This is a genomic window from Devosia sp. XGJD_8, assembly GCF_046614475.1.
Lineage (GTDB): Bacteria > Pseudomonadota > Alphaproteobacteria > Rhizobiales > Devosiaceae > Devosia.
Window position 1 is genome coordinate 2,157,319 of the sequence record NZ_JBKJHF010000001.1, and the last position, 22,679, is coordinate 2,179,997.

Consider the following 22,679-nt stretch of genomic DNA (forward strand, 5'->3'; position numbering starts at 1 on the left):
TCCCACGGAAGCGGGAAGCGCCGTCGCTTATTGCCGCAGCGCGCCTGCAGCGTGCGTTAGACCCGGTGCACGAACACCGAAACGTTCGGCTTGCGGCCCCAATAGGCATTGACCTCGTTGCGGATGGCCTTGAACAGGGCCGAGTTCAGCACTTCGGTGTCGCTGCGCCGCTTGGGCGGCATGGATTTGATGACGCCGGCAACGGTGTCTTCCACCAGCTCGCTCAGCGACTCGTCCTCGGTCTCGGGCAGCCCTTCGATCACCAGATCCGGGCCCGAAACGACCTGGCCACTGCCGTTGACGCAGAGGCTGACCACAACATGCCCACCAAAGGACAGGCGGCGACGGCCTTTGACACCGGATTCGTCCGGCGTGCACAGCACGAGGCCATCAAGATAGAGCTCGCCCGTGCGCACTTCGGCCGGATAGGTCATGGTCTCGGGGAAGAGCCGCACCAGATCGCCATTGCGGATGCCGCAGACATTGGGGATGCCGGATTCGCGACCGAGCTTGGCATGGGCCTGCAAATGCACCGCTTCGCCATGCACCGGCACCAGCACTTCCGGCTTCACCCAGCTGTAGAGCTTGCGCAGCTCGTCACGACGCGGGTGACCCGTCACGTGCACCAGCCCGTCATTCTGCGTGATGACCTCGACGCCCTTGTCGATCAGCATGTTCTGGATGTCGATGACTTCCCGCTCGTTGCCCGGAATGGCCCAGGACGAGAAGATCATGCGGTCGCCAGCAGCCAGCTCGATAACCGGATGTTCGCCGCGCGCGATGCGGGCGATGGCGGCGCGGGCTTCGCCCTGCGAACCGGTACAGATCAGCACGATCTTGTTGCGGGCAATCGAGCGATAGGCATCCTGGTCGAGCAGCGGCGGCAGGCCCTCGAGCATGCCCAGTTCCCGGGCAATGCCGGTAATCCGGTGCAGCGAGCGACCCGACATCACCACTTGGCGGCCGGCCTTTTCGGCAGCACGGACGATCGAGATCACCCGGCCGACATTGGAGGCAAAGGTGGTCACGGCGACGCGGTTGGGCGACTCGGCGATCATCGCAGCCAGATTGGCGGCCACTTCGGCCTCGCTGGGGCTCTCGCCATCCTTGAGCGCATTGGTCGAGTCGCAGATCAGCGCCAGAGGTGTCGAGCGGTCCTCGCCGATCTTCTGCAGGCGCGCCACATCGGTCGGGGCATTGCCCACCGGCGTCGGATCAAGCTTCCAGTCGCCGGTATGAAGCACCCGGCCCACGGGCGTCGAAATCAGCAGCGCATTGGATTCGGGGATCGAGTGGGCGACATTGATCGCCTCGATGGTGAACGGGCCGACGGTGAACGGCTTGCCGGGACGCATGATGGTGATGTCGACATTTTCAACAATGCCATCCCCTGCACGCTTGGCGGCCAGCATGGCCGAGGTGAAGGGCGTGGCAAAGACCGGCTTTTCAAACCCCGGCCAGAGGTCGAGCACGGCGCCGTAGTGGTCTTCGTGGCTGTGGGTCAGGATGAGCGCCAGCACGTCGTCGGCGCGTTCCTCGAGGAATTCGGGATTGGCCATGATCAGCTCGATCCCGGGCAGGTCGGGCCCGCCGAAGGTCACGCCGCAATCCACGACGATCCACTTGCGCGAGCGCTCCGGCCCAAAGCCGTATGCGCCCATATTCATGCCGATCTCGCCAACGCCGCCGAGCGGCACGAAGACGAGTTCATCCCTTTGGTTTTTAGCCATGGGTCAGTTCAGTCCTTTCGAGCGCAACGCCGGAGCGATCATTGGTCGCCGGTCGCCTGCGCAGTTGTTTGTGGTCAGCTTCGGGCGCTGGCCGTTGCCCCAAAATGTACGTCGCCCGCGGTGATCGCGATGCGGCGATTGTCATCGGCGCGGACGATCAGTCGTCCAGCGTCGTCGATCGTTTCGAAAATGCCGCGGAGCACTTCCCCGTTCTGGTTGACGGCCACCGGCGCGCCGATCCCGGCCGCGGACGCGCGCCACTGCTTCAGCACGTCGCCAATGCCGCGGCCATCATTCCAAACCCCGAAAACGTCCACCCAGGCATCACTCAGCGCCTCGAAGACATCCTCGGCGGTCCGACTGACGCCGAGCTCGACAAGACTGGTTGCGGGATAGGGTAAACCTTGCGGCGCCGCAACCGCGTTGACGCCAAAGCCGATGGCAATGGCGTGACGACCGTCCGGCAGCTTGCTGGCTTCCAGCAATATCCCTGCAAGCTTGGCGCCATCGGCCAACACATCATTGGGCCACTTCAGAGCAATGCGGGAATTGCCGCCCAGCCCATCCGCCCCGTCGATACCGATCTTTACCAGTCCGCCGGGCAAAATCGCCGACAGGGCCGTGCTGAGAGAAACGCCGGCAACAAAGCCCAGCGTTGCCGCCAAGGTGGGATCGGCCTCGGGCACAATCAAGAGCGTGGCGGCCAGGTTGCCGTGCGGGCTCTCCCACTGGCGGCCCCGGCGTCCCCTGCCCTCTGTCTGCTGCCGCGCGGCAAACCATATCCCGCCGGGATCGCCTGCTGAGGCAGCAGCGAGCGCCTCGGAATTGGTGGAGCCGATGCTGTCATAGCCGCGCAGCCGATAACCGGCCGCGCGCGCCTTGTGTCCAAGAGCGAACTCGCTCACCTAGAACAGGCTTCCGGCGGCCGTCTGGGCATAGCTGGCCAGCGGGCTGCCGACCGTGAAGTAATAGGTCACCAGCAGGAAACCGCTGACCGCCATGATGATGTTCAGCTCGGCCGGAACCGCCTGGAACTGGCGCACCGGCTCATCGAAATACATCACCTTGACCACTCGCAGGTAGTAGAAGGCGCTCACGGCCGAAGCCAGCACGCCGATCACCGCCAGCACATAGAGCTGGGCGTCGATGGCGGCCAGGAAGGCGTGCCACTTGGCAAAGAACCCTGCCAGCGGCGGCATCCCGATCAGCGAGAACATGATGATGGCCATGATAGCCGCCACGAAGGGCCGGGTCTGCGCCGCGCCAGCCAGCTCGTCGATGGTTTCCACGTAACCGGCATCGGTCCGCAGCGATAGCAGGCAAGCGAACAGGCCAACCGTCATGGCAACATAGATCGCCATGTAGATCGCCACGCCCTCGACGCCAACCTGCGTTCCCGACGACAGGCCGACCAGTGCGAAGCCGACATGGCCGATCGAGGAATAGGCAATCAGTCGCTTGATCGAGCGCTGGCCGATGGCGGCAAAGGCTGCCAGCACCATGGAAGCAATCGACAGGAAGATCACGATCTGCTGCCAGTCGCTGGCAATGCCCTGGAACGTGTCCATCACCAGCCGCACCAGCAGCGCCATGGCAGCCACCTTGGGAGCCGTGGCGAAGAAGGCGGTGACCGGTGTCGGCGCGCCTTCATAGACGTCGGGCGTCCACATGTGGAACGGCACCGCCGAAATCTTGAATGCAACACCGGCGAGCAGGAAGACGAGGCCGAAGATGAGACCGATCGAGCGGCCCTCATTGGCAATGGCCAGCACGATTTCCTGCAGATTGGTATGGCCGGTAAAGCCATAGATCAGCGAGGCACCATAGAGCAGCATGCCCGAGGACAGGGCGCCCAGCACGAAATACTTGAGGCCCGCTTCGGTCGCCTTGCTGTCGTCGCGCTTGATGGCGGCCAGCACGTAAAGCGAGAGCGACTGCAGCTCCAACCCGACATAGAGGCTCATCAGGTCATTGGCCGAAACCATGGCCATCATGCCCAGCGTCGCCAGCAACACGAGGATGGCATACTCGAACTTGTGCGTGCCGTTTTCCTCGGCGCGCGGCAGGGCCAGCATCAGCGAGAAGGCCGAACCACCCAGCACCAGCACCTTCATGAAGCGGGCAAAGCTGTCAGCAATGAAGACGCCATTGAAGATCACGCCTTCGGCAGGCGCGAACAGGATGACGGCGCCAACGACCAGGAGCAGCAGCACTGCACCATAGGAGACCAGCAGGGAGCGCTCCTTGTTGATCACCACGCCGACGAGCAGCAGCACGATGGCGCCCACGGCCAGGAGCATTTCCGGGTAGGCGGGAGCCAGGCTCGCGAAATCGATAACGTCTGAGTTCACGGGACTCTCCTAGTGGGCAGCAGGCGCGGCGGCCGGCTCAGCGGCAGCCACCGGTTCGGCATGGACGAGTGGCGCCTGCGCATCGGCCAGCGACACGGCAGGATCGAGGCCGACCGCTGTCGCATAATGGGCCACCAGATTGTCGACGGCAGCAGCCGTCGTATCGAGGATGGGCGCGGGGTAGAAGCCGAAGACGATGGTCAGCACGATCAGCGGATAGAGGATGACCTTTTCGCGCAGATTGAGATCAAGGATCGACTTGAGGCTTTCCTTGGTCAGGGCGCCGAAGATCACCCGGCGATAGAGCCAGAGCGCATAGCAGGCCGAGAAGATCACGCCAAAGGCAGCGCCGAAGGCCACCCAGGTATTGACCTGGAACACGCCCAGCATGGTCAGGAACTCGCCGACGAAGCCCGACGTGCCCGGCAGGCCGACATTGGCCATGGTGAAGACCATGAAGGCGAAGGCATAGCGCGGCATGCGCTCGACAAGGCCACCATAGGCGGCAATGTCGCGGGTATGCATGCGGTCATAGATGACGCCGACGCAGAGGAACAGCGCGCCGGACACGATGCCGTGGCTGATCATCTGGAACATGGCGCCCTGGATGCCCAGGGCATTGCCGGCAAAGATGCCCATGGTCACAAAACCCATATGGGCAACGGACGAATAGGCGATCAGCTTCTTGATATCGGTCTGCACCAGCGCCACCAGCGAGGTGAGGATGATCGCCGCGACGGACAGGAAGAAGATGATATTGGCGAACTGCAGCGAGGCATCCGGGAACATCGGCAGGCTGAAGCGCAGGAAGCCGTAGCCGCCCAACTTGAGCAGGATGGCGGCCAGGATCACCGAGCCGGCGGTCGGCGCCTGCACGTGGGCCTCCGGCAGCCAGCGATGGAACGGCCACATCGGCATCTTGACCGCCAGCGAGGCGAAGAACGCCCACCACAGCCAGACCTGCCAGGATTCCGGGAAGTCATGCGTCAGCAGCTGGACAATGTCGGTGGTGCCGGCATTCCAGTACATGGCCATGATGGCCAGCAGCATCAGCACGGAGCCGGTGAAGGTATAGAAGAAGAACTTGTAGCTGGCCTGGATGCGCGCCGCGCCGCCCCAGATGCCGATGATCAGGAACATCGGCAGCAGCGTGCCCTCGAAGAACACATAGAACATGGCCAGGTCGAGCGTGGTGAACACGCCGATCATCAGCGTCTCGAGCACGAGGAATACGATCATGTATTCCTTGACCCGCTTGTCGATCTCCCAGCTTGCCAGGATGGCGAAGGGCATCAGCAGCGCGGTCAGTACCACGAAGAGCACCGAAATGCCGTCGACGCCGACGCGATAGCCGATGCTGTCGCCGATCCAGGCGAGGTTGACCACGAATTGGAAGCCCGGATCGGACGGATCGAAGGTCTGCCACATGGCCAGCGACAGCACGAACACGATGGTCGTCACCGCCAGCGTCATCCAGCGGATGGCGTTGAGCGAGGTGGCGGGCGTGAACAGCAGCACCGCTGCGCCGACAAGCGGCAGCCAGGTGAGGACTGTGAGGATGGTATTTTCGAAGGTCATCAGATCAGTCCCCCGGCCGCGATGGCCCAGGTCAGCAGTGCCGCAATGCCGATCAGCATGGCGAAGGCATAGTGATAGAGATAGCCGGACTGGAGCTTGACGACCCAGGACGTGACATTCTGCACCCGGCGGCCGAGGCCCTCGGACAGTCTCTCGTCGATCAGCCAGTCATCGAAACCCTTCCAGAAGGCGCGTCCGATCCACAGGGCAGGCCTGACGAAGATCGTGTCGTAGAGCTCGTCGAAGTACCACTTGTTGAGCAGGAAGCGATAAAGGCCCGGATTGGTGGCTGCCAGGTTGCCGGGAACGTCCGGGCGACGGATATACATGTACCAGGCGGTGACGAAGCCGGCGATCATGGCAATGGTCGCGCTCCACTTGACCCAGAGGGGCACATGGTGAGCGGCCTCGATGATCTCGTGGTCGACAAAGATCGAGCCGGCGAAGAAGTGCTCGATATGCTCGACCTCATGGAAGAACATGCCGTAGAACACCGCGCCCGCCAGCGCTGCCCCGGCGGCCAGCACATAAAGCGGCACCAGCATCACATTGGGTGACTCATGGGCATGGTCATAGGCCGAGCCGTGGTGAGCATGGTCGCCATGATCATCGGCATTGCTGTCATTGATCGGCTCATCATGGCTTTCGAGCGCCGCATGGGCCGGATCGGGATGCGGACCTTCGCCATGATGCTGCGCGTCGCGCGGCGAACCATGGAAGGTCAGGTGGATCAGGCGCCACGAATAGAAGCTGGTGAACAGCGCCGCGATGACGAGCAGCCAGAACGCGAACATCCCGGTATTTCCGCCCACCGCATAGGCCGCCTCGATGATCGAGTCCTTGGAGAAGAACCCGGCAAAGCCGAGGAAGGTCGAACCCGGAATACCGACACCGGTCAGCGCCAGCGTCCCGATCAGCATCATGGCATAGGTGATCGGGATCTTCTTGCGGAGGCCACCCATGTTGCGCATGTCCTGCTCGTGATGCATGGCGTGGATCACCGCGCCGGCACCCAGGAACAGCAGGGCCTTGAAGAAGGCATGGGTAAAGAGGTGGAACACACCCGCCGAATAGGCCCCTGCCCCCAGCGCCACGAACATGTAGCCGAGCTGCGAACAGGTCGAATAGGCAATCACCCGCTTGATGTCGTTCTGCACCAGGCCAACCGTCGCCGCGAAAAAAGCGGTGATGGCGCCAATGACCAGCACGACGGTGAGCGCGAAAGGCGACGTCTCGAACAGCGGCGACAGGCGGGCGACCATGAAGACGCCGGCCGTGACCATCGTGGCGGCATGGATCAGCGCCGACACAGGCGTCGGGCCTTCCATAGCGTCCGGCAGCCAGGTGTGGAGCAGGAACTGCGCCGACTTGCCCATGGCACCCATGAACAGCAGCAGGCAGATGACGGTCATGGCATCGAGCTGCCAGCCCAGGAACTGCATCACCGGCAGGCCGGTGGTGGAGAATTCCTCGGCAGCATGGAATGCGCCGTCAAAGTCGATGTGACCCAGCACCATGAAGACGCCGAAAATGCCGAGCGCAAAACCGAAGTCGCCGACGCGGTTGACCACGAAGGCCTTCATGGCCGCGGCATTGGCCGATGGACGCGTATACCAGAAACCGATCAGCAGATAGGACGCCAAGCCCACGCCTTCCCAGCCGAAGAACATCTGCAGGAAGTTGTCGGCCGTTACCAGCATCAGCATGGCGAAGGTGAAGAGCGACAGATAGGCAAAGAACCGGCTGCGATGCGGGTCTTCGGCCATGTAGCCGATGGAATAGACATGCACGAGGCTCGACACGGTGTTGACCACGACCAGCATGATGGCGGTCAGCGTATCGACGCGCAGCACCCAGCGCAGATCCATGTCGCCGACCTGGATCCAGCGCATGACCTCGACCTTGAGCACAGCCGTATGGCCCTCGACCTCGGCGCCCATCAGCCCGCCGCCAAAGGCGACCGGCAGGAAGACGACCCAGCTCAGCACAGCCGAGATCAGCAGCAGCCCGGTGGTGATATACTCGCTCGGCCGGTGGCCGATGGTACGGCCCAGCAGCCCCGCGATGAGCGCACCGATAAGGGGCAGGAAAACAATCGCTTGAATCATAGCGGTGGTTCTTAGCCCTTCATCTGGTTGACGTCTTCAACCGCGATCGAGCCGCGGTTGCGGTAGAAAATGACGAGGATGGCGAGGCCGATGGCAGCCTCGGCGGCCGCCACGGTCAGGATCAGCAGGGCGAAGATCTGCCCCTGCAGATCGTTCAGCTCGGCGCTGAACGCCACCATATTGAGGTTCACCGCCAGCAGGATCAGCTCGACCGACATCAGGATGACGATGACGTTCTTGCGGTTGATGAAGATGCCGAACACGCCGAGCGTGAACAGGATTGCTGCTACGGTCAGGTAGTGACCGAGCCCGATACCCAAGCCCATGTTTGCCTCCTACAGCCCTTGACCGCTCTTGACCTTGACGACTTCCAGCGTCTCGGAGGCCTTGCGGCCAACCTGCACGATGGGATCCTGCCGCTTGACGTTCGACTTGTGGCGCAGCGTCAGCACGATGGCGCCGATCATGGCCACCAGCAGCACCGCACCCGCGCCCTGGAACAGGAAGATGTAGCGCGTATACAGCACCAGCCCGATCGCCCGCATATTGTCGACCGCGCCATCCATCGGCAGCGCCGACCCGGCGGCAACCTCAGGCGACACCACGAAGCTGCCTGCGACCAGCAGCAGCTCCAGCAGCAGAATCGCACCAACCACCACGCCGATAGGCGCGTATTGCAGGAAGCCCTGGCGCAGCGAAGCGAAATCGACGTCGAGCATCATCACGACGAACAGGAAAAGCACGGCCACGGCGCCCACATAGACCACGATCAGCAGCAGCGCGAGGAATTCGGCGCCGGCCAGCATGAACAGGCCCGAGGCGTTGAAGAAGGTCAGGATGAGAAACAGCACCGCATGCACCGGATTGCGCGCGGAGATGACCATCAGGGCCGACGCAATGGCGATTGCCGAGAACAGATAGAAGAAGAATAGCGGAAGGGTCATGCTCTTCTCTCTCAGCGATACGGTGCGTCGGCGCTGAGGTTGGCAGCGATTTCACGCTCCCAACGATCGCCGTTGGCGAGGAGCTTCTCCTTGGAGAAGTAGAGCTCTTCACGCGTTTCGGTAGCAAATTCGAAATTCGGCCCCTCGACGATGGCGTCGACCGGGCAGGCCTCCTGGCAGAAGCCGCAATAGATGCACTTAACCATGTCGATGTCATAGCGCACCGTGCGGCGCGTGCCGTCATTCTGGCGCGGACCAGCTTCGATGGTGATGGCTTGGGCCGGACAGATGGCTTCGCACAGCTTGCAGGCAATGCAGCGCTCTTCGCCATTGGGGTAGCGGCGCAAGGCGTGCTCCCCACGGAAGCGCGGGCTCACATGACCCTTTTCGAAGGGGTAGTTGATCGTCGGCTTGGGCGAGAAGAAATAGCGCATGGCCAGGAAGAAGGCTTTCACCAGCTCCGTAAGCAGCAGCGTATTGACGAACTGGGCGGCGCGCATCAGGCCATCCCTCCTTGCCAGCCCCAGCCCGTAAGCTGGAGGACGAATGCAACAATGACGACCATGGCCAGCGACATGGGCAGGAAAACCTTCCAGCCAATGCGCATCAATTGGTCGTAGCGGTAGCGCGGCACGATGGCCTTGGCCATGGCAAACATGAAGAACACCATGCTCAGCTTGACCACGAACCACACCACGCCGGGAATCCAGGTGAAGGGCGGCAGGTCGATCGGCGAGGCCCAGCCACCCAGGAACAGGATGGTGGTCATGGCGCACATCAGCAGGATCGAGATGTACTCGCCCAGCATGAACAGCATGTAGGGCGTGGCCGAATATTCGGTCATGAAGCCGGCCACCAGCTCGGATTCGCCTTCTGCAAGGTCGAAGGGCGGGCGGTTGGTTTCCGCCAGGGCCGAGATGTAGAACACCACGAACATCGGAAACAGCGGCAGCCAGAACCAGTTGAGGAAGCTCAGCCACGGCACGCCAAGCGTATGGGCCAGGCCCATCTCCTGCTGCGCGACCACGATGTCGCTGAGGTTCAGCGAACCCACGCAGAGCAGCACGGTGATGATGACGAGGCCAATGGAAACCTCATAGGACACCATCTGCGCCGCCGAGCGGAGCGAACCGAGGAACGGATACTTCGAGTTCGATGCCCAGCCGCCGATGATGACGCCATAGACGCCCAGCGACGAGATGGCGAGCAGATACAAGATACCCAGGTTGATGTCAGCCAGAACGAGGCCCGGGCCGAACGGAATGATCACCCAGCCGGCCAGCGCCAGTGTGGCGGTCAGCAGCGGGGCCAGCAGGAACAGCACCTTGTCCGAGCCGCCCGGAATGATCGGCTCCTTGAGCGCGAATTTCAGCAGGTCGGCAAAGCTCTGCAGCAGGCCGAAGGGACCAACCACATTGGGGCCGCGGCGGATCTGCACGGCCGCCCAGATCTTGCGATCGGCCAGCAGGATGAATGCCGTAAAGACCAGCAGCGATACCAGCACCAGCAGGATCTTGTAGATGAGCCCTATCTGCACACCCCAGCCGAGAACCGGGATGCCGAGCAGGTAGTCGAGAGCGGAGAGAATAAAGTCCATTGTACTCCCCTACTCCGCTGCCTGCCGGAGACCGGCTGCGGTTGCCGCGCATTCGCCCATGACGGCAGAGGCGCGAGCGATCGGATTGCTGAGATAGAAATCGGCGACAGCCGAGCCGAACGGGGCAGACTTGGACTTGATAGCGGCCTTGGCCAGCTTGGTGACATCGGCCACTGAACCGGGTGCAATCTGGTCGATGCGGGCCAGATGCGGGAATTCCGCATAAATGGCGGCGCGCAGCTGCGTCAGCGAGTTGAACGGCAGCGGCTTGCCCAGGGCGCCCGAAAGCGCCCGGATGATGGCCCAGTCTTCCTTGGCATCGCCCGGCGGGAACACGGCCCGATTGGTCACCTGCACGCGACCCTCGGTATTCACATAGGTGCCGGACTTTTCGGTATAGGTCGCCGCCGGCAGGATGACATCGGCGCGGTGCGCACCGGCATCACCATGCGTACCGACATAGACGACGAAAGCCTTGCCCATGGCCGACATGTCGTATTCGTCGGCGCCGAGCAGGAAGAGCACGTCAAGCTCGCCCTTGCCGGCGAGGCCAATCTGGTCCGCCGAGCAAACGCCGCCGTCATGCGGCACGAAGCCGATATCCATGCCGCCAACGCGGCTCGCTGCATTGTGCAGCAGGGCAAAGCCATTCCAGCCTTCGGCCACGTCAGCACCCGCCGTCGCCAGCTTCGCAGCCATCGCGATGGTATCGCGACCAACCTGCTTGCCGAGCGTTGCGTGCGAAACAGCCGCTTCGCCGACGATGATCAACGGACGCTGGGCCTTGGCCAGAATCTCGCCAAAGGAGCCCTTGCCGGCAACCAGATCTGCAAGCGCCTCGAGGCTGCTGCCGAGATAGCTGTAGCTATAGGTAAGGTCAGCCTGTTCGCCGATCACGGCAATCGGCAGGCCCTTGGCGCGCCAGGTCTTGCGGATGCGCGCATTGATCAGCGACGCTTCCTTGCGCGGATTGGCCCCGATGATCACGATGGCGTCGGCCTCTTCAATGCCGGCAATCGTCGGATTGAAGATATAGGCCGAGCGCGGCATCGACGGATCGATCCCCGACATGGCGGGACGCACATCGGTCATGCCGGAGCCGACCGAGGCGAGCAGCGCCTTGAGCGCATACATTTCTTCGACAGCGGCCAGGTCACCGGCAATGGCGCCGACCTTGTTGCCGGCCTTCTTGATACGCGCTGCGACGGTGGCAAGCGCCTCGTCCCAGCTCGCGGGCTGCAGCTTGCCGCCCTTGCGTACATAGGGCCGGTCGAGCCGCTGGCTCTTGAGACCATCCCAGACGAAGCGCGTCTTGTCCGAAATCCACTCTTCGTTGATGGCTTCGTTGAGGCGCGGCAGGATGCGCATCACTTCGCGACCGCGGCTGTCGACGCGGATATTGGAGCCCACGGCATCCATCACGTCGATGGATTCGGTCTTCACCAGTTCCCACGGACGCGCGTTGAAGGCGTATGGCTTGGACGTCAGCGCACCAACGGGGCAAAGATCGATGACATTGCCCTGCAATTCGCTGGTCAGCGCCTTTTCCAGGTAAGTCGTGATCTCGGCATCCTCGCCGCGACCCAGCAGGCCCATTTCCGCGATGCCGGCGACTTCGGTGGTGAAGCGGACGCAGCGCGTACAGTGGATGCAGCGGTTCATCGAGGTCTTGACCAGAGGGCCAATATACTTGTCCTCGACGGCGCGCTTGTTCTCGGCAAAGCGGTTCTTGTCCACGCCATAGGCCATGGCCTGGTCCTGCAGGTCGCACTCGCCACCCTGATCGCAGATCGGGCAATCGAGCGGATGGTTGATCAGCAGGAATTCCATCACGCCTTCGCGGGCCTTCTTGACCATGGGCGTGTTGGTGAACATTTCAGGCGGCTCGCCATTCGGGCCGGGACGCAAGTCCTTGACCGCCATGGCGCAAGAGGCCTGCGGCTTGGGTGGCCCACCCTTCACCTCGACGAGGCACATGCGGCAATTGCCGGCCACCGACAGACGCTCGTGATAGCAAAAGCGCGGGATTTCCGCGCCTGCTGCCTCGGCAGCCTGCATCAGCGTGTAATAGTCCGGAACTTCGACGAGCTGGCCGTCGACCTTGATGGAAGCCATGGCCCTACTCCGCAGCGATCGACGGCACGGCGCCGTCGCTGGTGGACGAATATGTGTACTGGTCGATCCGCTCTTCGATGACGTGGCGGAAGTTGCGGATCAGCCCCTGGATGGGCCACGCGGCAGCGTCGCCCAGCGCACAGATGGTGTGGCCTTCGATCTGCTTGGTCACCTCGAACAGCATGTCGATCTCGCGCTTCTGCGCGCGCCCTTCGACCATGCGTTCCATGACGCGCATCATCCAGCCGGTGCCTTCGCGGCATGGCGTGCACTGGCCGCAGCTCTCGTGCTTGTAGAAAGCCGACAGGCGCCAGATGGCCTTGATGATGTCCGTCTGCTTGTCCATGACGATGACAGCCGCCGTGCCAAGCGAAGATCCGACTTCACGAAGTCCGTCGAAATCCATGACAGCGTTGCGAATCTTCTCGCCGGGTACACAAGGAACCGAAGCGCCGCCCGGGATCACCGCCAGCAGGTTGTCCCAGCCGCCGCGGATACCGCCGCAATGCTTTTCGATGATTTCCTCGAAGGTGACGCCCATGGCCTCTTCGAAGGTCGCCGGCTTGTTCACATGGCCGGAGACGCACATCAGCTTGGTGCCGGTATTGTTGGCGCGGCCGATGGAGGCGAACCATGCGCCAGAACGGCGCAGGATTTCCGGGACGACGGCAATCGACTCGACGTTGTTCACCGTGGTCGGATTGCCATAGACGCCCATGCCGGCCGGGAATGGCGGCTTGAGGCGCGGCTGGCCCTTCTTGCCTTCCAGCGATTCCATCAGCGCGGTTTCTTCGCCGCAGATATAAGCGCCCGCGCCGTGATGGACGATGATGTCCAGGTCCCAGCCGTGGATATTGTCCTTGCCGATCAGCTTGGCTTCATAAGCCTGCTCGACGGCGGCCTCGAGGCGCTGGCGCTCGCGGATGAATTCGCCGCGCACATAGATGAAGGCCAGGTGCGCATCCATGGCACGGGCAGCCAGCAGGCACCCTTCCACCAGGTGATGCGGGTCGTGGCGCAGGATATCGCGGTCCTTGCAGGTACCGGGCTCGGACTCGTCGGCATTGACCAGCAGGTAATGCGGGCGGCCATCATTGACCTTGGGCATGAAGGTCCATTTGAGCGCAGTCGGGAAACCGGCGCCACCACGGCCACGCAGGCCCGAGGCCTTGACCTCGTTGGTGATCCAGTCACGACCGGCGTCGATGAACTCCTTGGTGCCCACCCAGGCGCCGCGCGAGCGCGCGCCCTCGAGCGTCCAGTCGCCCTGGCCGTAGAGATTGGTGAAAATGCGGTCCTTGTCAGCGAGCACTCTTCACACTCCTAACGCGGCTTCTTGCCGAAGACGCGGATATATTCTGCCTCGCCGCCACGGGCGAGAACCTCGGCCTGCCGCAGCCAGTTGTCACGAGAGACGCGCCCCTTGAAGTTGAGCACCTCCTCGACCTTGGCGATGTCGTCCGCCGAAAAGGCAGCGACCTGGCTCCACTTGGTGATGCCCAGGGCGTTGAGACGCCCCTCGAGCACCGGGCCCACCCCCGAGATCAGCTTGAGATCATCCGCTCCGCCGGCTGGCGTGGCAAAAAGCGGCGCAGCGCCGCCCTTTTCCGCAACGGGATTGACCTCTTTGGGATTGGCCTTGGGCGCAATGATCGTGCGCGTCTTCTTGGTCGAGGTGCTGGCGCCGCCTTCGGCGGGCTCGGCCGTCTTGTTCTTGCCGGGGGCCTTGCCGCCATCGACCTTGCTCGCGTCGGATTCGGCGCCAATCGCGGCAGGACGCATCGCCTTGTTGGGCTCGCCATCCGCACCGGCCGACGCATCGGCCGCCTTGCGCTCGCCTTCGGCCTTGGCCTGGGACACCTTTGCCTGCGGCGCCGGACCCTTGATGGCCGGAGCCGACTCCTCGCTGACATCCTTGGGCTTGCCGGCCGTGGTCGGCGCCTGGGGCGCAGCCGGAGCGGCAGGTGCTGCCGGAGCGGCATCGGCGGGCGGCGCGGGCGGAACGAACTTCTCGCGCTTGGCAGTCGGGGTTTCCAGCAACGTCGTCCGGCCGCCTTCTGCCGAAGAGTGCAGCCGTTCGATCTGCGGGCCTGGCTTGACCGTATCGGCCTTGCCGGCCTGGAAGGCATCGATGATCTCGGACAGCCGATCCGGCGTCAGATCTTCGAACGTGTCGTGGAAAATGGCAACCATCGGCGCATTGACACATGCACCGGCGCACTCGACCTCTTCCCAGCTCAGCGTGCCATCATCGCTCAGATGGTGCGGCTCGTGGTGGATCTTGCTCTTGCAGACCTCGATCAGCCCCTCGGCGCCGCGCAGCATGCATGGCGTCGTGCCACAAACCTGCACATGCGCCCGCGAGCCGACCGGCTGCAGCTGGAACTGGGTATAGAAGGTCGCCACTTCCAGCACGCGGATATAGGCCATGCCGAGCATATCCGCGATCGCCTCGATCGTGGCGCGGCTGACCCAGCCGTCCTGATCCTGGGCGCGCATGAGCAGCGGGATGACGGCAGATTGCTGACGGCCGGCCGGGTAGAGCCCGATCTTCCATTCCGCCCATTTGGCGTTTTCAGCGGTAAAGGCGAACGCGGCCGGTTGAACCGACTCATCCGCAAGGCGACGCGCAACCATTAGCGATCAACCTCTCCGAACACGATATCGAGCGAGCCCAGGATGGCCGAGACGTCGGCCAGCATGTGGCCGCGGCACAGGAAATCCATGGCCGACAAATGCGCAAAACCCGGGGCCCGGATCTTGCAGCGATAGGGCTTGTTGGTGCCGTCACTGACGAGGTACACGCCGAACTCGCCCTTGGGCGCTTCAACGGCGGCATAGACCTCGCCGGCAGGAACCTTATAGCCTTCAGTATAGAGCTTGAAGTGATGGATCAGCGCTTCCATCGACCGCTTCATCTCGCCACGGCTGGGCGGAACGACCTTGCCGTCGAGCGAGGAGACTGGCCCCTTGCCGTCCGGCGCGTTCAGCTTGTCCACGCACTGCTTCATGATGCGGGTCGACTGGCGCATCTCTTCCATGCGGATGAGATAGCGGTCGTAGCAGTCGCCGTTCTTGCCGATCGGAATGTCGAAATCCATCTCGGCATAGCATTCGTAGGGCTGGCTCTTCCGCAGGTCCCAGGCGGCGCCCGAGCCGCGTACCATCACGCCCGAGAAGCCCATGTTCCATGCGTCTTCCAGCTTCACCACGCCGATATCGACGTTGCGCTGCTTGAAGATGCGGTTCTCTGTGAGCAGGCTGTCGATATCGGCCAGAGCCTTGGGGAAGGTCTCGCAGAAGGTCTCGATATCGTCGATCAGCGCCTGCGGCAGGTCCTGGTGGACACCACCCGGACGGAAATAGGCGGCATGCATGCGCGCACCCGAAGCGCGCTCATAGAATACCATGAGCTTTTCGCGCTGCTCGAAGCCCCAGAGCGGCGGCGTCAGCGCACCGACGTCCATGGCCTGGGTGGTGACGTTCATCAGATGCGCCAGGAGGCGCCCGATTTCCGAATAGAGCACGCGGATCAGTTGCCCGCGCCGCGGCACTTCGAGATCCAGCAGCTTCTCGACGGCCAGGGCAAAGGCATGCTCCTGGTTCATCGGTGCCACATAGTCGAGGCGATCGAAATACGGCACGGCTTGCAGATACGTCTTGGATTCGATCAACTTCTCGGTGCCGCGATGCAGCAGCCCAATATGGGGATCGACGCGCTCGACGATTTCGCCGTCGAGTTCCAGAATCAGACGCAGCACACCATGCGCCGAGGGGTGCACGGGGCCAAAGTTGATGGTGAAATTGCGGACTTCGGCTTCAACACTCATGGCTTGGCCTTCTCGTCACCGGGCAGCACATAATCAGTGCCTTCCCAGGGCGACAGATAGTCGAACGAACGGTATTCCTGCATCAGCTTGACGGGCTCATAGACGACGCGCTTGCGCTCCTCGTCATAGCGGACCTCGACGAAGCCGGTCGTCGGAAAATCCTTGCGCAACGGATGCCCGTCAAAACCATAGTCAGTCAGGATGCGGCGCAGGTCGCCATGGCCCGAAAACAGCATGCCGTAGAGATCATAGGCCTCGCGCTCGAACCACTCAGCGCCCTTGAATACGCCGGTAATGCTCGGCACCGGCGTCACGTCGTCGGCCGTCAGCTTGACGCGGACGCGCTGGTTCAGGTGCGGACTCATGAAGTGATAGACCACGTCGAACCGCTCGTCGCGCGCCGGATAATCGGCACCGCACACATCGACAAAGCTGATGAAGCGGCAGCGTGGATCGTCGCGCAGGAAAGTGGCAACCGCCACGATTGCGTCGCGTTCTACGTTCAGGGTCAGTTCGCCAAAGGCCACTTCCTGGGACAGGACAGCCGTGCCCAGCGAGCGAGCAATATGCTCGCCAAGGTCCACTAGCGGATCGACCTGGATAGTTTCATCCATTCTGGGAACCTAGCGTTCGATGGTGCCGGTGCGGCGGATTTTCTTTTGCAGCAGCAGGATGCCGTAAAGAAGCGCTTCTGCCGTGGGCGGGCAGCCGGGAACATAGACGTCCACCGGCAAGACGCGGTCACAGCCGCGCACGACCGAATATGAATAGTGATAGTAGCCGCCGCCATTGGCACAGCTGCCCATGGAGATGACGTAGCGCGGCTCCGGCATCTGGTCATAAACCTTGCGCAGCGCCGGGGCCATCTTGTTGGTCAGGGTGCCAGCGACGATCAACACGTCCGACTGACGCGGCGAAGCGCGCGGCGCCGTACCGAAACGCTCGATGTCGTAGCGTGGCATCGACATCTGCATCATCTCGACGGCGCAGCAGGCCAGACCCGTCTGCATCCACATCAGCGATCCGGTACGCGCCCAGTTGACGAGCTGCGACACGGTCGAAACCAGAAAACCCTTGTCGGCCAGCTCGTCGGTCACGTCGGTGAAGAACGGATCCGAGGCGCCTGCGGCCTGATTGGTGCGCGGGTCGACAAGCCCGGTCGGACGTGGCGCCACCAGCGTACCGGTTGGTTCACTCAATCCCATTCCAGGGCCCCTTTCCGCCATTCATAGATAAAGCCGACGGTCAGTACGCCGAGGAAAATCATCATCGACCAGAACCCGAACCAGCCGACATCATGGAAGGCCACCGCCCACGGAAACAGGAACGCCACTTCGAGGTCGAAGATGATGAAGAGAATCGACACGAGATAGAATCGCACGTCGAACTTCATGCGCGCATCGTCGAAGGCATCAAAACCTGCTTCGAACGCCGAAACCTTCTCGGGATCGGGGTTCTTCACGGCGACAATGAAAGGAGCAACCAGGAGGGCCAGTCCGATAACGCCGGCCACGGCGATAAAGATGACAATCGGCAGATAGTCGCTGAGCAAATCAGTCATGCGGCAGCCTGTTTCTAGGCCGGTCGGGCGACCGGGGTTGCGAGGGTTGCGCAAGCAATTGGGGCAAGCGAACCAACGCGACAGTTGATGGCTTGGGCTTAGACCTTTGGCTATCGGGTTTCAAGGGAAAGAAAATATGACCAGAATAATCATATATTCAATCGCCAACTGCCCGCAAGATTAGCCACCATCTCGCAAATTGGACGACAAAAGCATGCTGCAATCTTCGCCGATTTTGGATTCCATCCACCCTGGGGTGATGGCCACCAGATAGCAAAAGGCCCGCATAAAGCGGGCCAAAACCAAAACGGCGAACCACTGCTGTGGTTCGCCGAATTGGGTTTGCAAGACGCTAGGTCGAGAGGGCGGCGAACCGCCCTGCCGATTGCAAAACTTAGAAGTGGTAGTACACGCCGACGGTTGCCTTGGCCGTTTCGAAGAACGGGTCAGCAGCGCCGTCGAAGTCACCCTGGCCAACCAGTTCACCGCGGACGGAGATCGAGTCGGTCACAGCCAGTTCGACGCCGCCGCCGAGCTGGTACACGCCCTGGTTGAAACCAGTGCGGTTGTTGGTGCCAACGCCACCGATGGCATAGACGAGGACCGAATCGGTCACAACGGCACCAGCACGCAGGTTGGCGAAGAATTCGCCGGTGCTGAACGCGTTGTTCCAGATGTAGTCGCCAGTGACTTCAACGCCGACCAGCAGCGGATCCATCGGCAGGAAGTTCACGCCGGCAGCAACGCCGAGGACGCCCGAGGTCGAGCTGATCGGATAGCCGGCATAGGTGCTGGCGTCGGAACCGGTGAACTGGCCACCAGCGCGAGCACCGACATAGAGACCTTCCCAATCGAAGCCAGCAGCTTCATAGATCGGCTGCGGGGTCGTCGGGATGATGAGGTCGGCGGCCTGAGCACCACCAGCGAGCAGCGCGGCAGCAGCCACACCGAGAGAAAGCGAACGTACAAACATATCTTGCACTCCCATAGAGTTAACCGTAGTCGACCGACTAGATGCATCAGCTCAACGCGCGTGACAAGCCTCGGTTCGCTCAAATCACTCAGTGCGGATAAGATTCGATGACCATTTGCGGGGGTGTGTTGCCTCAATACCGCGCAATTGGCCCAATTTGAGACAAATTGCACCTATCGGCCGCGCCTGCAGGGCGACGAGGTGTCGCAATCGGGGCGTGACCGAGTCGCGCCGCCAAACGAGCGCCGCAACAAAAAGGCCCCGTCGGAGCGGGGCCTTGATTCGATAATTCCTGCCGCTGGCACGCTAGAAGTGGAAGTTCGCGCCCACCGTGAACTGGTCCTTGGCATTGCCGCCATTAAGCGGAAATCCGTGCAGGTACTGCGCCTCCACCGAGATGCTGTCGGTGACCGCCAGTTCCACGCCGCCGCCCAGCAGGGCGTCGCTCTCGTCGGGTGCCCCCAGGTCAATGCCATAGCCGCCCGCGCCGTAGACGACGACATCATCGGTCACCACCAGACCGGCCCGACCAAGGATTTGACCATAGGTGGTCTCGCCCACATCGCCGGTAATGCCATGGACGGCGACTTCGGCACCCAGCAGATAGAAGTCGAACTGCGCGTTGACGCCCGCCTGAATGCCAAGGCCATATTGCGTACCGCTGGTCGCGCCATTCTGGGCCGCGCCGTAAACACCAGCATAGAAGCCATTCCAGTCAAATCCGGACTCTTCATAGACCGGCATTTCGACCGGTGTGCTGGTGGGAACAGTGATCATGTCTGCCGCAAGGGCTGTGCCCGCGGAGAGCGCGGTGGCGAGCGTCGTAAGCGCCAAAGTCTTGAACAAGCTCATCGCCGTTCTCCTTGCTGCGGGACCATCCGTTGATGAACGCGGCGCCGTAGGGCCGGTTCCGCCTAGGTCGTGTACCGCGCCCGGACCACCAAATCGGGATGCCCGGGAGCCAATCACCTCGTTTGTCCAACATTCCCGGCAAAAACCCGACACCCACGGGGCCAAAATAGGGCATCGGGTAGCAGTTGCCGAACAGCCACACCGTGCCGGCGCGCAGCCCTACAGCGTACCCACCAGCACAGGCTCGTCGCGATAGGCGTCGGGAAAGATCGACTTCAGCGCCGCGATCTTGGGCAGGTCATGATAGACAATATAGGGCCAGGTCGGATTGAGCGTCAGGAAATCCTGGTGGTACTGCTCGGCGTCATAGAAGGCGTCCAGCGGTTCGATCGTCGTTACGATCGGCCCCTCGAACAGGCCCGTATCATCGAGCTGCGCGATATAGCTGCGGGCGATCTCGGCCTGTTCATCGCTGCCCACGAAGATTGTCGAGCGATACTGTGTACCGCGGTCGGGTCCCTGGTAGTTCAGCTGCGTCGGATTATGCGCCACCGAGAAGTAGATCTGCAGCAGATCGCCATAGCTCACCACGGATGGGTCATAGGTCACCTCCACCGCTTCGGCATGGCCCGTCGTACCGCTATTGGTCTGTTCGTAGGTCGCGGTTTCCGCCGCGCCCCCGGAATAGCCCGAGACCGCGCGCGTCACGCCCTTCACATGCTGGAACACCCCCTGCACGCCCCAGAAGCATCCGCCGGCAAAGACGGCCGTTGCCGAGGTGCCGGTCTCGCTGAGATCCGTCAGTGGTGCGGGGATGACCACCGGCGCCTCCTGGGCGGCGGCGGGTTGGCTCCAAAAGCCAAGCGCCATGGCGGGCAGGACGAGCATGGCCGCCAACGTGGCGCGCCAGCTGGCGGCGCGATCGTGTGCAATGGTGAGAGAGCGAGACATTTGCGAACCCTTGGTTGAGGCAGTTGCCCGTAAGTTCGACTTATATGCGCTCTGGGTTACATCGGATCAGCCGCTTCACGCGGAAATGAAGCAGAACTCGAGGCTGAAACTGGGGGAAAGGTGCGCAAACCCTGGGAAAGGGTGGCGCGAGAGACGGGGCTCGAACCCGCGACCTCCGGCGTGACAGGCCGGCGCTCTAACCAACTGAGCTACTCCCGCAGCGCTTGCAAACAAGTCGTTCGCGCAACGTGGCGTCCGTTTACCCAGCCCTCAGGGGCAAGTCAAGCGAGCAAGTCACCATCCAGGCGACATTTTCATGAATGCGGCTTCAGGCTGTGGAAAAGGCCCGTCGCCACAAGGTCTAGCGCATGATTCTGGATGTGAAGGATGAGAAGCGCCCGCTGCCAGCATGCTGGCACTTTGCTTGCAGGTTTCGCGGTGGAGGGAGAATGGTGGGCGATGACGGACTCGAACCGCCGACATCCTCGGTGTAAACGAGGCGCTCTACCAACTGAGCTAATCGCCCGCCGGGCCGGATCGGCCTTGGCAAGGTGGCCCTGATTAGGGCCCCTGCCCGCTATCGTCAACCGGCAAATGAAATGGCCCCGGCGCGATGCGCACGGGGCCGATCGTCGTAGTGATCCGACGTGATCTTAGTTGATCGCGTCCTTCAGGCCCTTGCCGGGCTTGAACTTGGCCTGGTTGGAGGCCGGGATCTGGATTTCAGCGCCAGTGGCAGGGTTGCGGCCGGTCGAAGCCTTGCGTGCCGACACGGCAAAGGTGCCGAAACCGACGAGGCGGACTTCTTCGCCAGCCTTCAGGGAGCCGGTGATGGCCTCGAACACTGCGTCAACCGCTTCAGCGGCCTGTGCCTTGGTGATCGTCGCTTTGTCGGCGACGACGCCAACCAGATCGTTCTTGTTCATAGCGTTTCCTCACAGTGGATTTGCCCGCCCTCGCTGGCGAAGCCTAAAACGCGGCAACCCTTGGTCGATTCTGAGTGAAACGCAAGGATTTCCGGGCTTTTTGCGAGGCCGGACGGTGCAAAGCTGTTAATGGACCGGAAAGATTGGCCCTGCAAGTCCGGATTGTAGGTTTTCGCCCGTTTTCCGGGCTTTCCTGCGGGTTCCGAGGCTATTCGGCAACCGCGGGCATGGCGTAAATGCAGGCAAATGCCTGCCCTTGACATGCAGGTATTTGCCTGCATATTGTAGTGCAGATTTGAGAGAACGATGGACGCAGATAAGGTTTTCAAGGCCCTGGCCGACCCCACCCGCAGGCAGCTGCTCGACCTGTTGCACGAGAAAAACGGCCAGACGCTCAGCCAGCTTTGCGAAAACCTGGCCATGGCGCGGCAATCGGCAACGCAGCACCTCGCTTTGCTAGAAGAGGCCAACCTGGTCAGCACGGCAAAGCGCGGCAGGGAAAAGCTGCATTTCATCAACCCCGTGCCCCTGCACGACATCTACGAGCGCTGGGTGCGCAAATTCGAACTTGAGCGGCTCAAGACGCTGCACGACCTGAAGACGGAACTCGAAGGAAACCAGGAATGACCGCCAAAGAGACAACCAGCTTTGTCTATGTGACCTATATCCAGTCGACCCCGGACAAGGTGTTTCAAGCCATTACCCGGCCAGAGCTGGCACGGCGCTACTGGGGCCATGAGAATGTATCGGACTGGCAGCCCGGCTCGCGCTGGGAACATATCCGCGCCAATGACGAGCGCACAGTCGAGTTGGTCGGCAAGGTGGTGGAGGTAAGCCCGCCCAAACGCCTTGTCATGACCTGGACCAACGCGTCGCAGGAAGCCGACCCCGACAGCTACAGCCGCGTGACCTTCGATATCGAGGAATATGACGACATGGTGCGCCTGACCGTCGCCCATGACGAACTGCTCGCCGGCGGCGGCATGGCCAAGGGCATCAGCAAGGGCTGGCCGATAGTCCTGTCCAGTCTCAAGTCCTTCCTCGAGACGGGCCGCGCGCTCGACATCTTCGCCAAGCCCAAGGCCGCCTGACCGCCGCCGCTAGCGCCCCCAATCAACTTTCATCCGGCCGCAGCCAGTGCTCGTTCAGGGCATGGACAGCTG

Annotated in this window: 22 protein-coding genes and 2 tRNA genes; 2 read left to right on the forward strand and 22 right to left on the reverse strand. The window is 62.2% G+C overall.

What is annotated here, in order from left to right; all coding sequences use genetic code 11:
- Positions 1 to 56: 56 nt before the first annotated feature.
- The 22 genes from ACLI1C_RS10170 to ACLI1C_RS10275 form a co-directional block, all read right to left on the reverse strand.
- Positions 57 to 1,730, reverse strand: a complete 1,674-nt coding sequence (locus ACLI1C_RS10170; RefSeq protein WP_411396743.1) for a ribonuclease J — start codon at positions 1,728 to 1,730, stop codon at positions 57 to 59.
- A 74-nt stretch (positions 1,731 to 1,804) separates the two neighbouring features.
- Complete coding sequence (locus ACLI1C_RS10175) at positions 1,805 to 2,635, reverse strand: biotin--[acetyl-CoA-carboxylase] ligase (RefSeq protein ID WP_411396744.1); 831 nt, start codon at positions 2,633 to 2,635, stop codon at positions 1,805 to 1,807.
- Positions 2,636 to 4,081, reverse strand: coding sequence for an NADH-quinone oxidoreductase subunit NuoN (gene nuoN, locus ACLI1C_RS10180; RefSeq protein WP_411396745.1), 1,446 nt, complete (start codon positions 4,079 to 4,081; stop codon positions 2,636 to 2,638).
- A gap of 9 nt (positions 4,082 to 4,090) precedes the next feature.
- Positions 4,091 to 5,659, reverse strand: coding sequence for an NADH-quinone oxidoreductase subunit M (locus ACLI1C_RS10185; protein ID WP_411396746.1), 1,569 nt, complete (start codon positions 5,657 to 5,659; stop codon positions 4,091 to 4,093).
- Positions 5,659 to 7,767 (reverse strand): NADH-quinone oxidoreductase subunit L, encoded by a 2,109-nt coding sequence (nuoL, locus tag ACLI1C_RS10190; protein WP_411396747.1) that lies wholly within the window; start codon positions 7,765 to 7,767, stop codon positions 5,659 to 5,661. Before nuoL ends, ACLI1C_RS10185 begins: the two co-directional genes overlap by 1 nt.
- A gap of 11 nt (positions 7,768 to 7,778) precedes the next feature.
- On the reverse strand, positions 7,779 to 8,087 hold the full coding sequence (nuoK, locus tag ACLI1C_RS10195) for an NADH-quinone oxidoreductase subunit NuoK (protein WP_411398291.1): 309 nt from the start codon (positions 8,085 to 8,087) through the stop codon (positions 7,779 to 7,781).
- 15 nt (positions 8,088 to 8,102) lie between these two features.
- The gene (locus tag ACLI1C_RS10200) at positions 8,103 to 8,711 is read right to left on the reverse strand and encodes an NADH-quinone oxidoreductase subunit J (RefSeq protein WP_411396748.1); all 609 of its coding nucleotides are present in this window, start codon (positions 8,709 to 8,711) and stop codon (positions 8,103 to 8,105) included.
- Positions 8,712 to 8,722: 11 nt separating this feature from the next.
- Entirely contained in the window at positions 8,723 to 9,211 is a 489-nt protein-coding gene (nuoI, locus tag ACLI1C_RS10205; RefSeq protein WP_411396749.1) for an NADH-quinone oxidoreductase subunit NuoI, read from the reverse strand.
- Positions 9,211 to 10,308, reverse strand: coding sequence for an NADH-quinone oxidoreductase subunit NuoH (gene nuoH, locus ACLI1C_RS10210; protein ID WP_411396750.1), 1,098 nt, complete (start codon positions 10,306 to 10,308; stop codon positions 9,211 to 9,213). The genes nuoI and nuoH overlap by 1 nt, the downstream gene beginning before the upstream one ends.
- Before the next feature lie 9 nt (positions 10,309 to 10,317).
- Positions 10,318 to 12,423, reverse strand: coding sequence for an NADH-quinone oxidoreductase subunit NuoG (gene nuoG, locus ACLI1C_RS10215; RefSeq protein WP_411396751.1), 2,106 nt, complete (start codon positions 12,421 to 12,423; stop codon positions 10,318 to 10,320).
- 4 nt (positions 12,424 to 12,427) lie between these two features.
- Positions 12,428 to 13,735, reverse strand: a complete 1,308-nt coding sequence (gene nuoF, locus ACLI1C_RS10220) for an NADH-quinone oxidoreductase subunit NuoF (protein WP_411396752.1) — start codon at positions 13,733 to 13,735, stop codon at positions 12,428 to 12,430.
- Positions 13,736 to 13,746: 11 nt separating this feature from the next.
- Positions 13,747 to 15,060, reverse strand: a complete 1,314-nt coding sequence (gene nuoE, locus ACLI1C_RS10225) for an NADH-quinone oxidoreductase subunit NuoE (RefSeq protein WP_411396753.1) — start codon at positions 15,058 to 15,060, stop codon at positions 13,747 to 13,749.
- Positions 15,060 to 16,253 (reverse strand): NADH-quinone oxidoreductase subunit D, encoded by a 1,194-nt coding sequence (locus ACLI1C_RS10230; RefSeq protein ID WP_411396754.1) that lies wholly within the window; start codon positions 16,251 to 16,253, stop codon positions 15,060 to 15,062. Before ACLI1C_RS10230 ends, nuoE begins: the two co-directional genes overlap by 1 nt.
- Positions 16,250 to 16,867, reverse strand: a complete 618-nt coding sequence (locus ACLI1C_RS10235) for an NADH-quinone oxidoreductase subunit C (RefSeq protein WP_411396755.1) — start codon at positions 16,865 to 16,867, stop codon at positions 16,250 to 16,252. The genes ACLI1C_RS10230 and ACLI1C_RS10235 overlap by 4 nt, the downstream gene beginning before the upstream one ends.
- Positions 16,868 to 16,876: 9 nt before the next feature.
- Positions 16,877 to 17,479, reverse strand: coding sequence for a NuoB/complex I 20 kDa subunit family protein (locus tag ACLI1C_RS10240; RefSeq protein ID WP_411396756.1), 603 nt, complete (start codon positions 17,477 to 17,479; stop codon positions 16,877 to 16,879).
- Complete coding sequence (locus tag ACLI1C_RS10245) at positions 17,449 to 17,814, reverse strand: NADH-quinone oxidoreductase subunit A (RefSeq protein ID WP_411396757.1); 366 nt, start codon at positions 17,812 to 17,814, stop codon at positions 17,449 to 17,451. Before ACLI1C_RS10245 ends, ACLI1C_RS10240 begins: the two co-directional genes overlap by 31 nt.
- A 394-nt stretch (positions 17,815 to 18,208) precedes the next feature.
- On the reverse strand, positions 18,209 to 18,787 hold the full coding sequence (locus ACLI1C_RS10250; RefSeq protein ID WP_411396758.1) for an outer membrane protein: 579 nt from the start codon (positions 18,785 to 18,787) through the stop codon (positions 18,209 to 18,211).
- Positions 18,788 to 19,093: 306 nt separating this feature from the next.
- On the reverse strand, positions 19,094 to 19,639 hold the full coding sequence (locus ACLI1C_RS10255; RefSeq protein WP_411396759.1) for an outer membrane protein: 546 nt from the start codon (positions 19,637 to 19,639) through the stop codon (positions 19,094 to 19,096).
- A 219-nt stretch (positions 19,640 to 19,858) separates the two neighbouring features.
- Positions 19,859 to 20,590, reverse strand: a complete 732-nt coding sequence (gene msrA / locus ACLI1C_RS10260; RefSeq protein WP_411396760.1) for a peptide-methionine (S)-S-oxide reductase MsrA — start codon at positions 20,588 to 20,590, stop codon at positions 19,859 to 19,861.
- A 142-nt stretch (positions 20,591 to 20,732) separates the two neighbouring features.
- Positions 20,733 to 20,809 (reverse strand) — tRNA-Asp (locus tag ACLI1C_RS10265).
- A gap of 231 nt (positions 20,810 to 21,040) precedes the next feature.
- Positions 21,041 to 21,116, reverse strand: a tRNA-Val gene (locus tag ACLI1C_RS10270).
- A 127-nt stretch (positions 21,117 to 21,243) separates the two neighbouring features.
- A complete protein-coding gene (locus tag ACLI1C_RS10275) occupies positions 21,244 to 21,516 on the reverse strand; it encodes an HU family DNA-binding protein (RefSeq protein ID WP_046140229.1) in 273 nt (90 codons plus the stop codon).
- Positions 21,517 to 21,822: 306 nt separating this feature from the next.
- On the opposite strand from ACLI1C_RS10275, the gene ACLI1C_RS10280 reads away from it, so the two are divergent.
- Complete coding sequence (locus tag ACLI1C_RS10280; protein ID WP_411396761.1) at positions 21,823 to 22,143, forward strand: ArsR/SmtB family transcription factor; 321 nt, start codon at positions 21,823 to 21,825, stop codon at positions 22,141 to 22,143.
- A complete protein-coding gene (locus tag ACLI1C_RS10285; protein ID WP_411396762.1) occupies positions 22,140 to 22,607 on the forward strand; it encodes an SRPBCC family protein in 468 nt (155 codons plus the stop codon). Before ACLI1C_RS10280 ends, ACLI1C_RS10285 begins: the two co-directional genes overlap by 4 nt.
- Positions 22,608 to 22,679 lie beyond the last annotated feature (72 nt).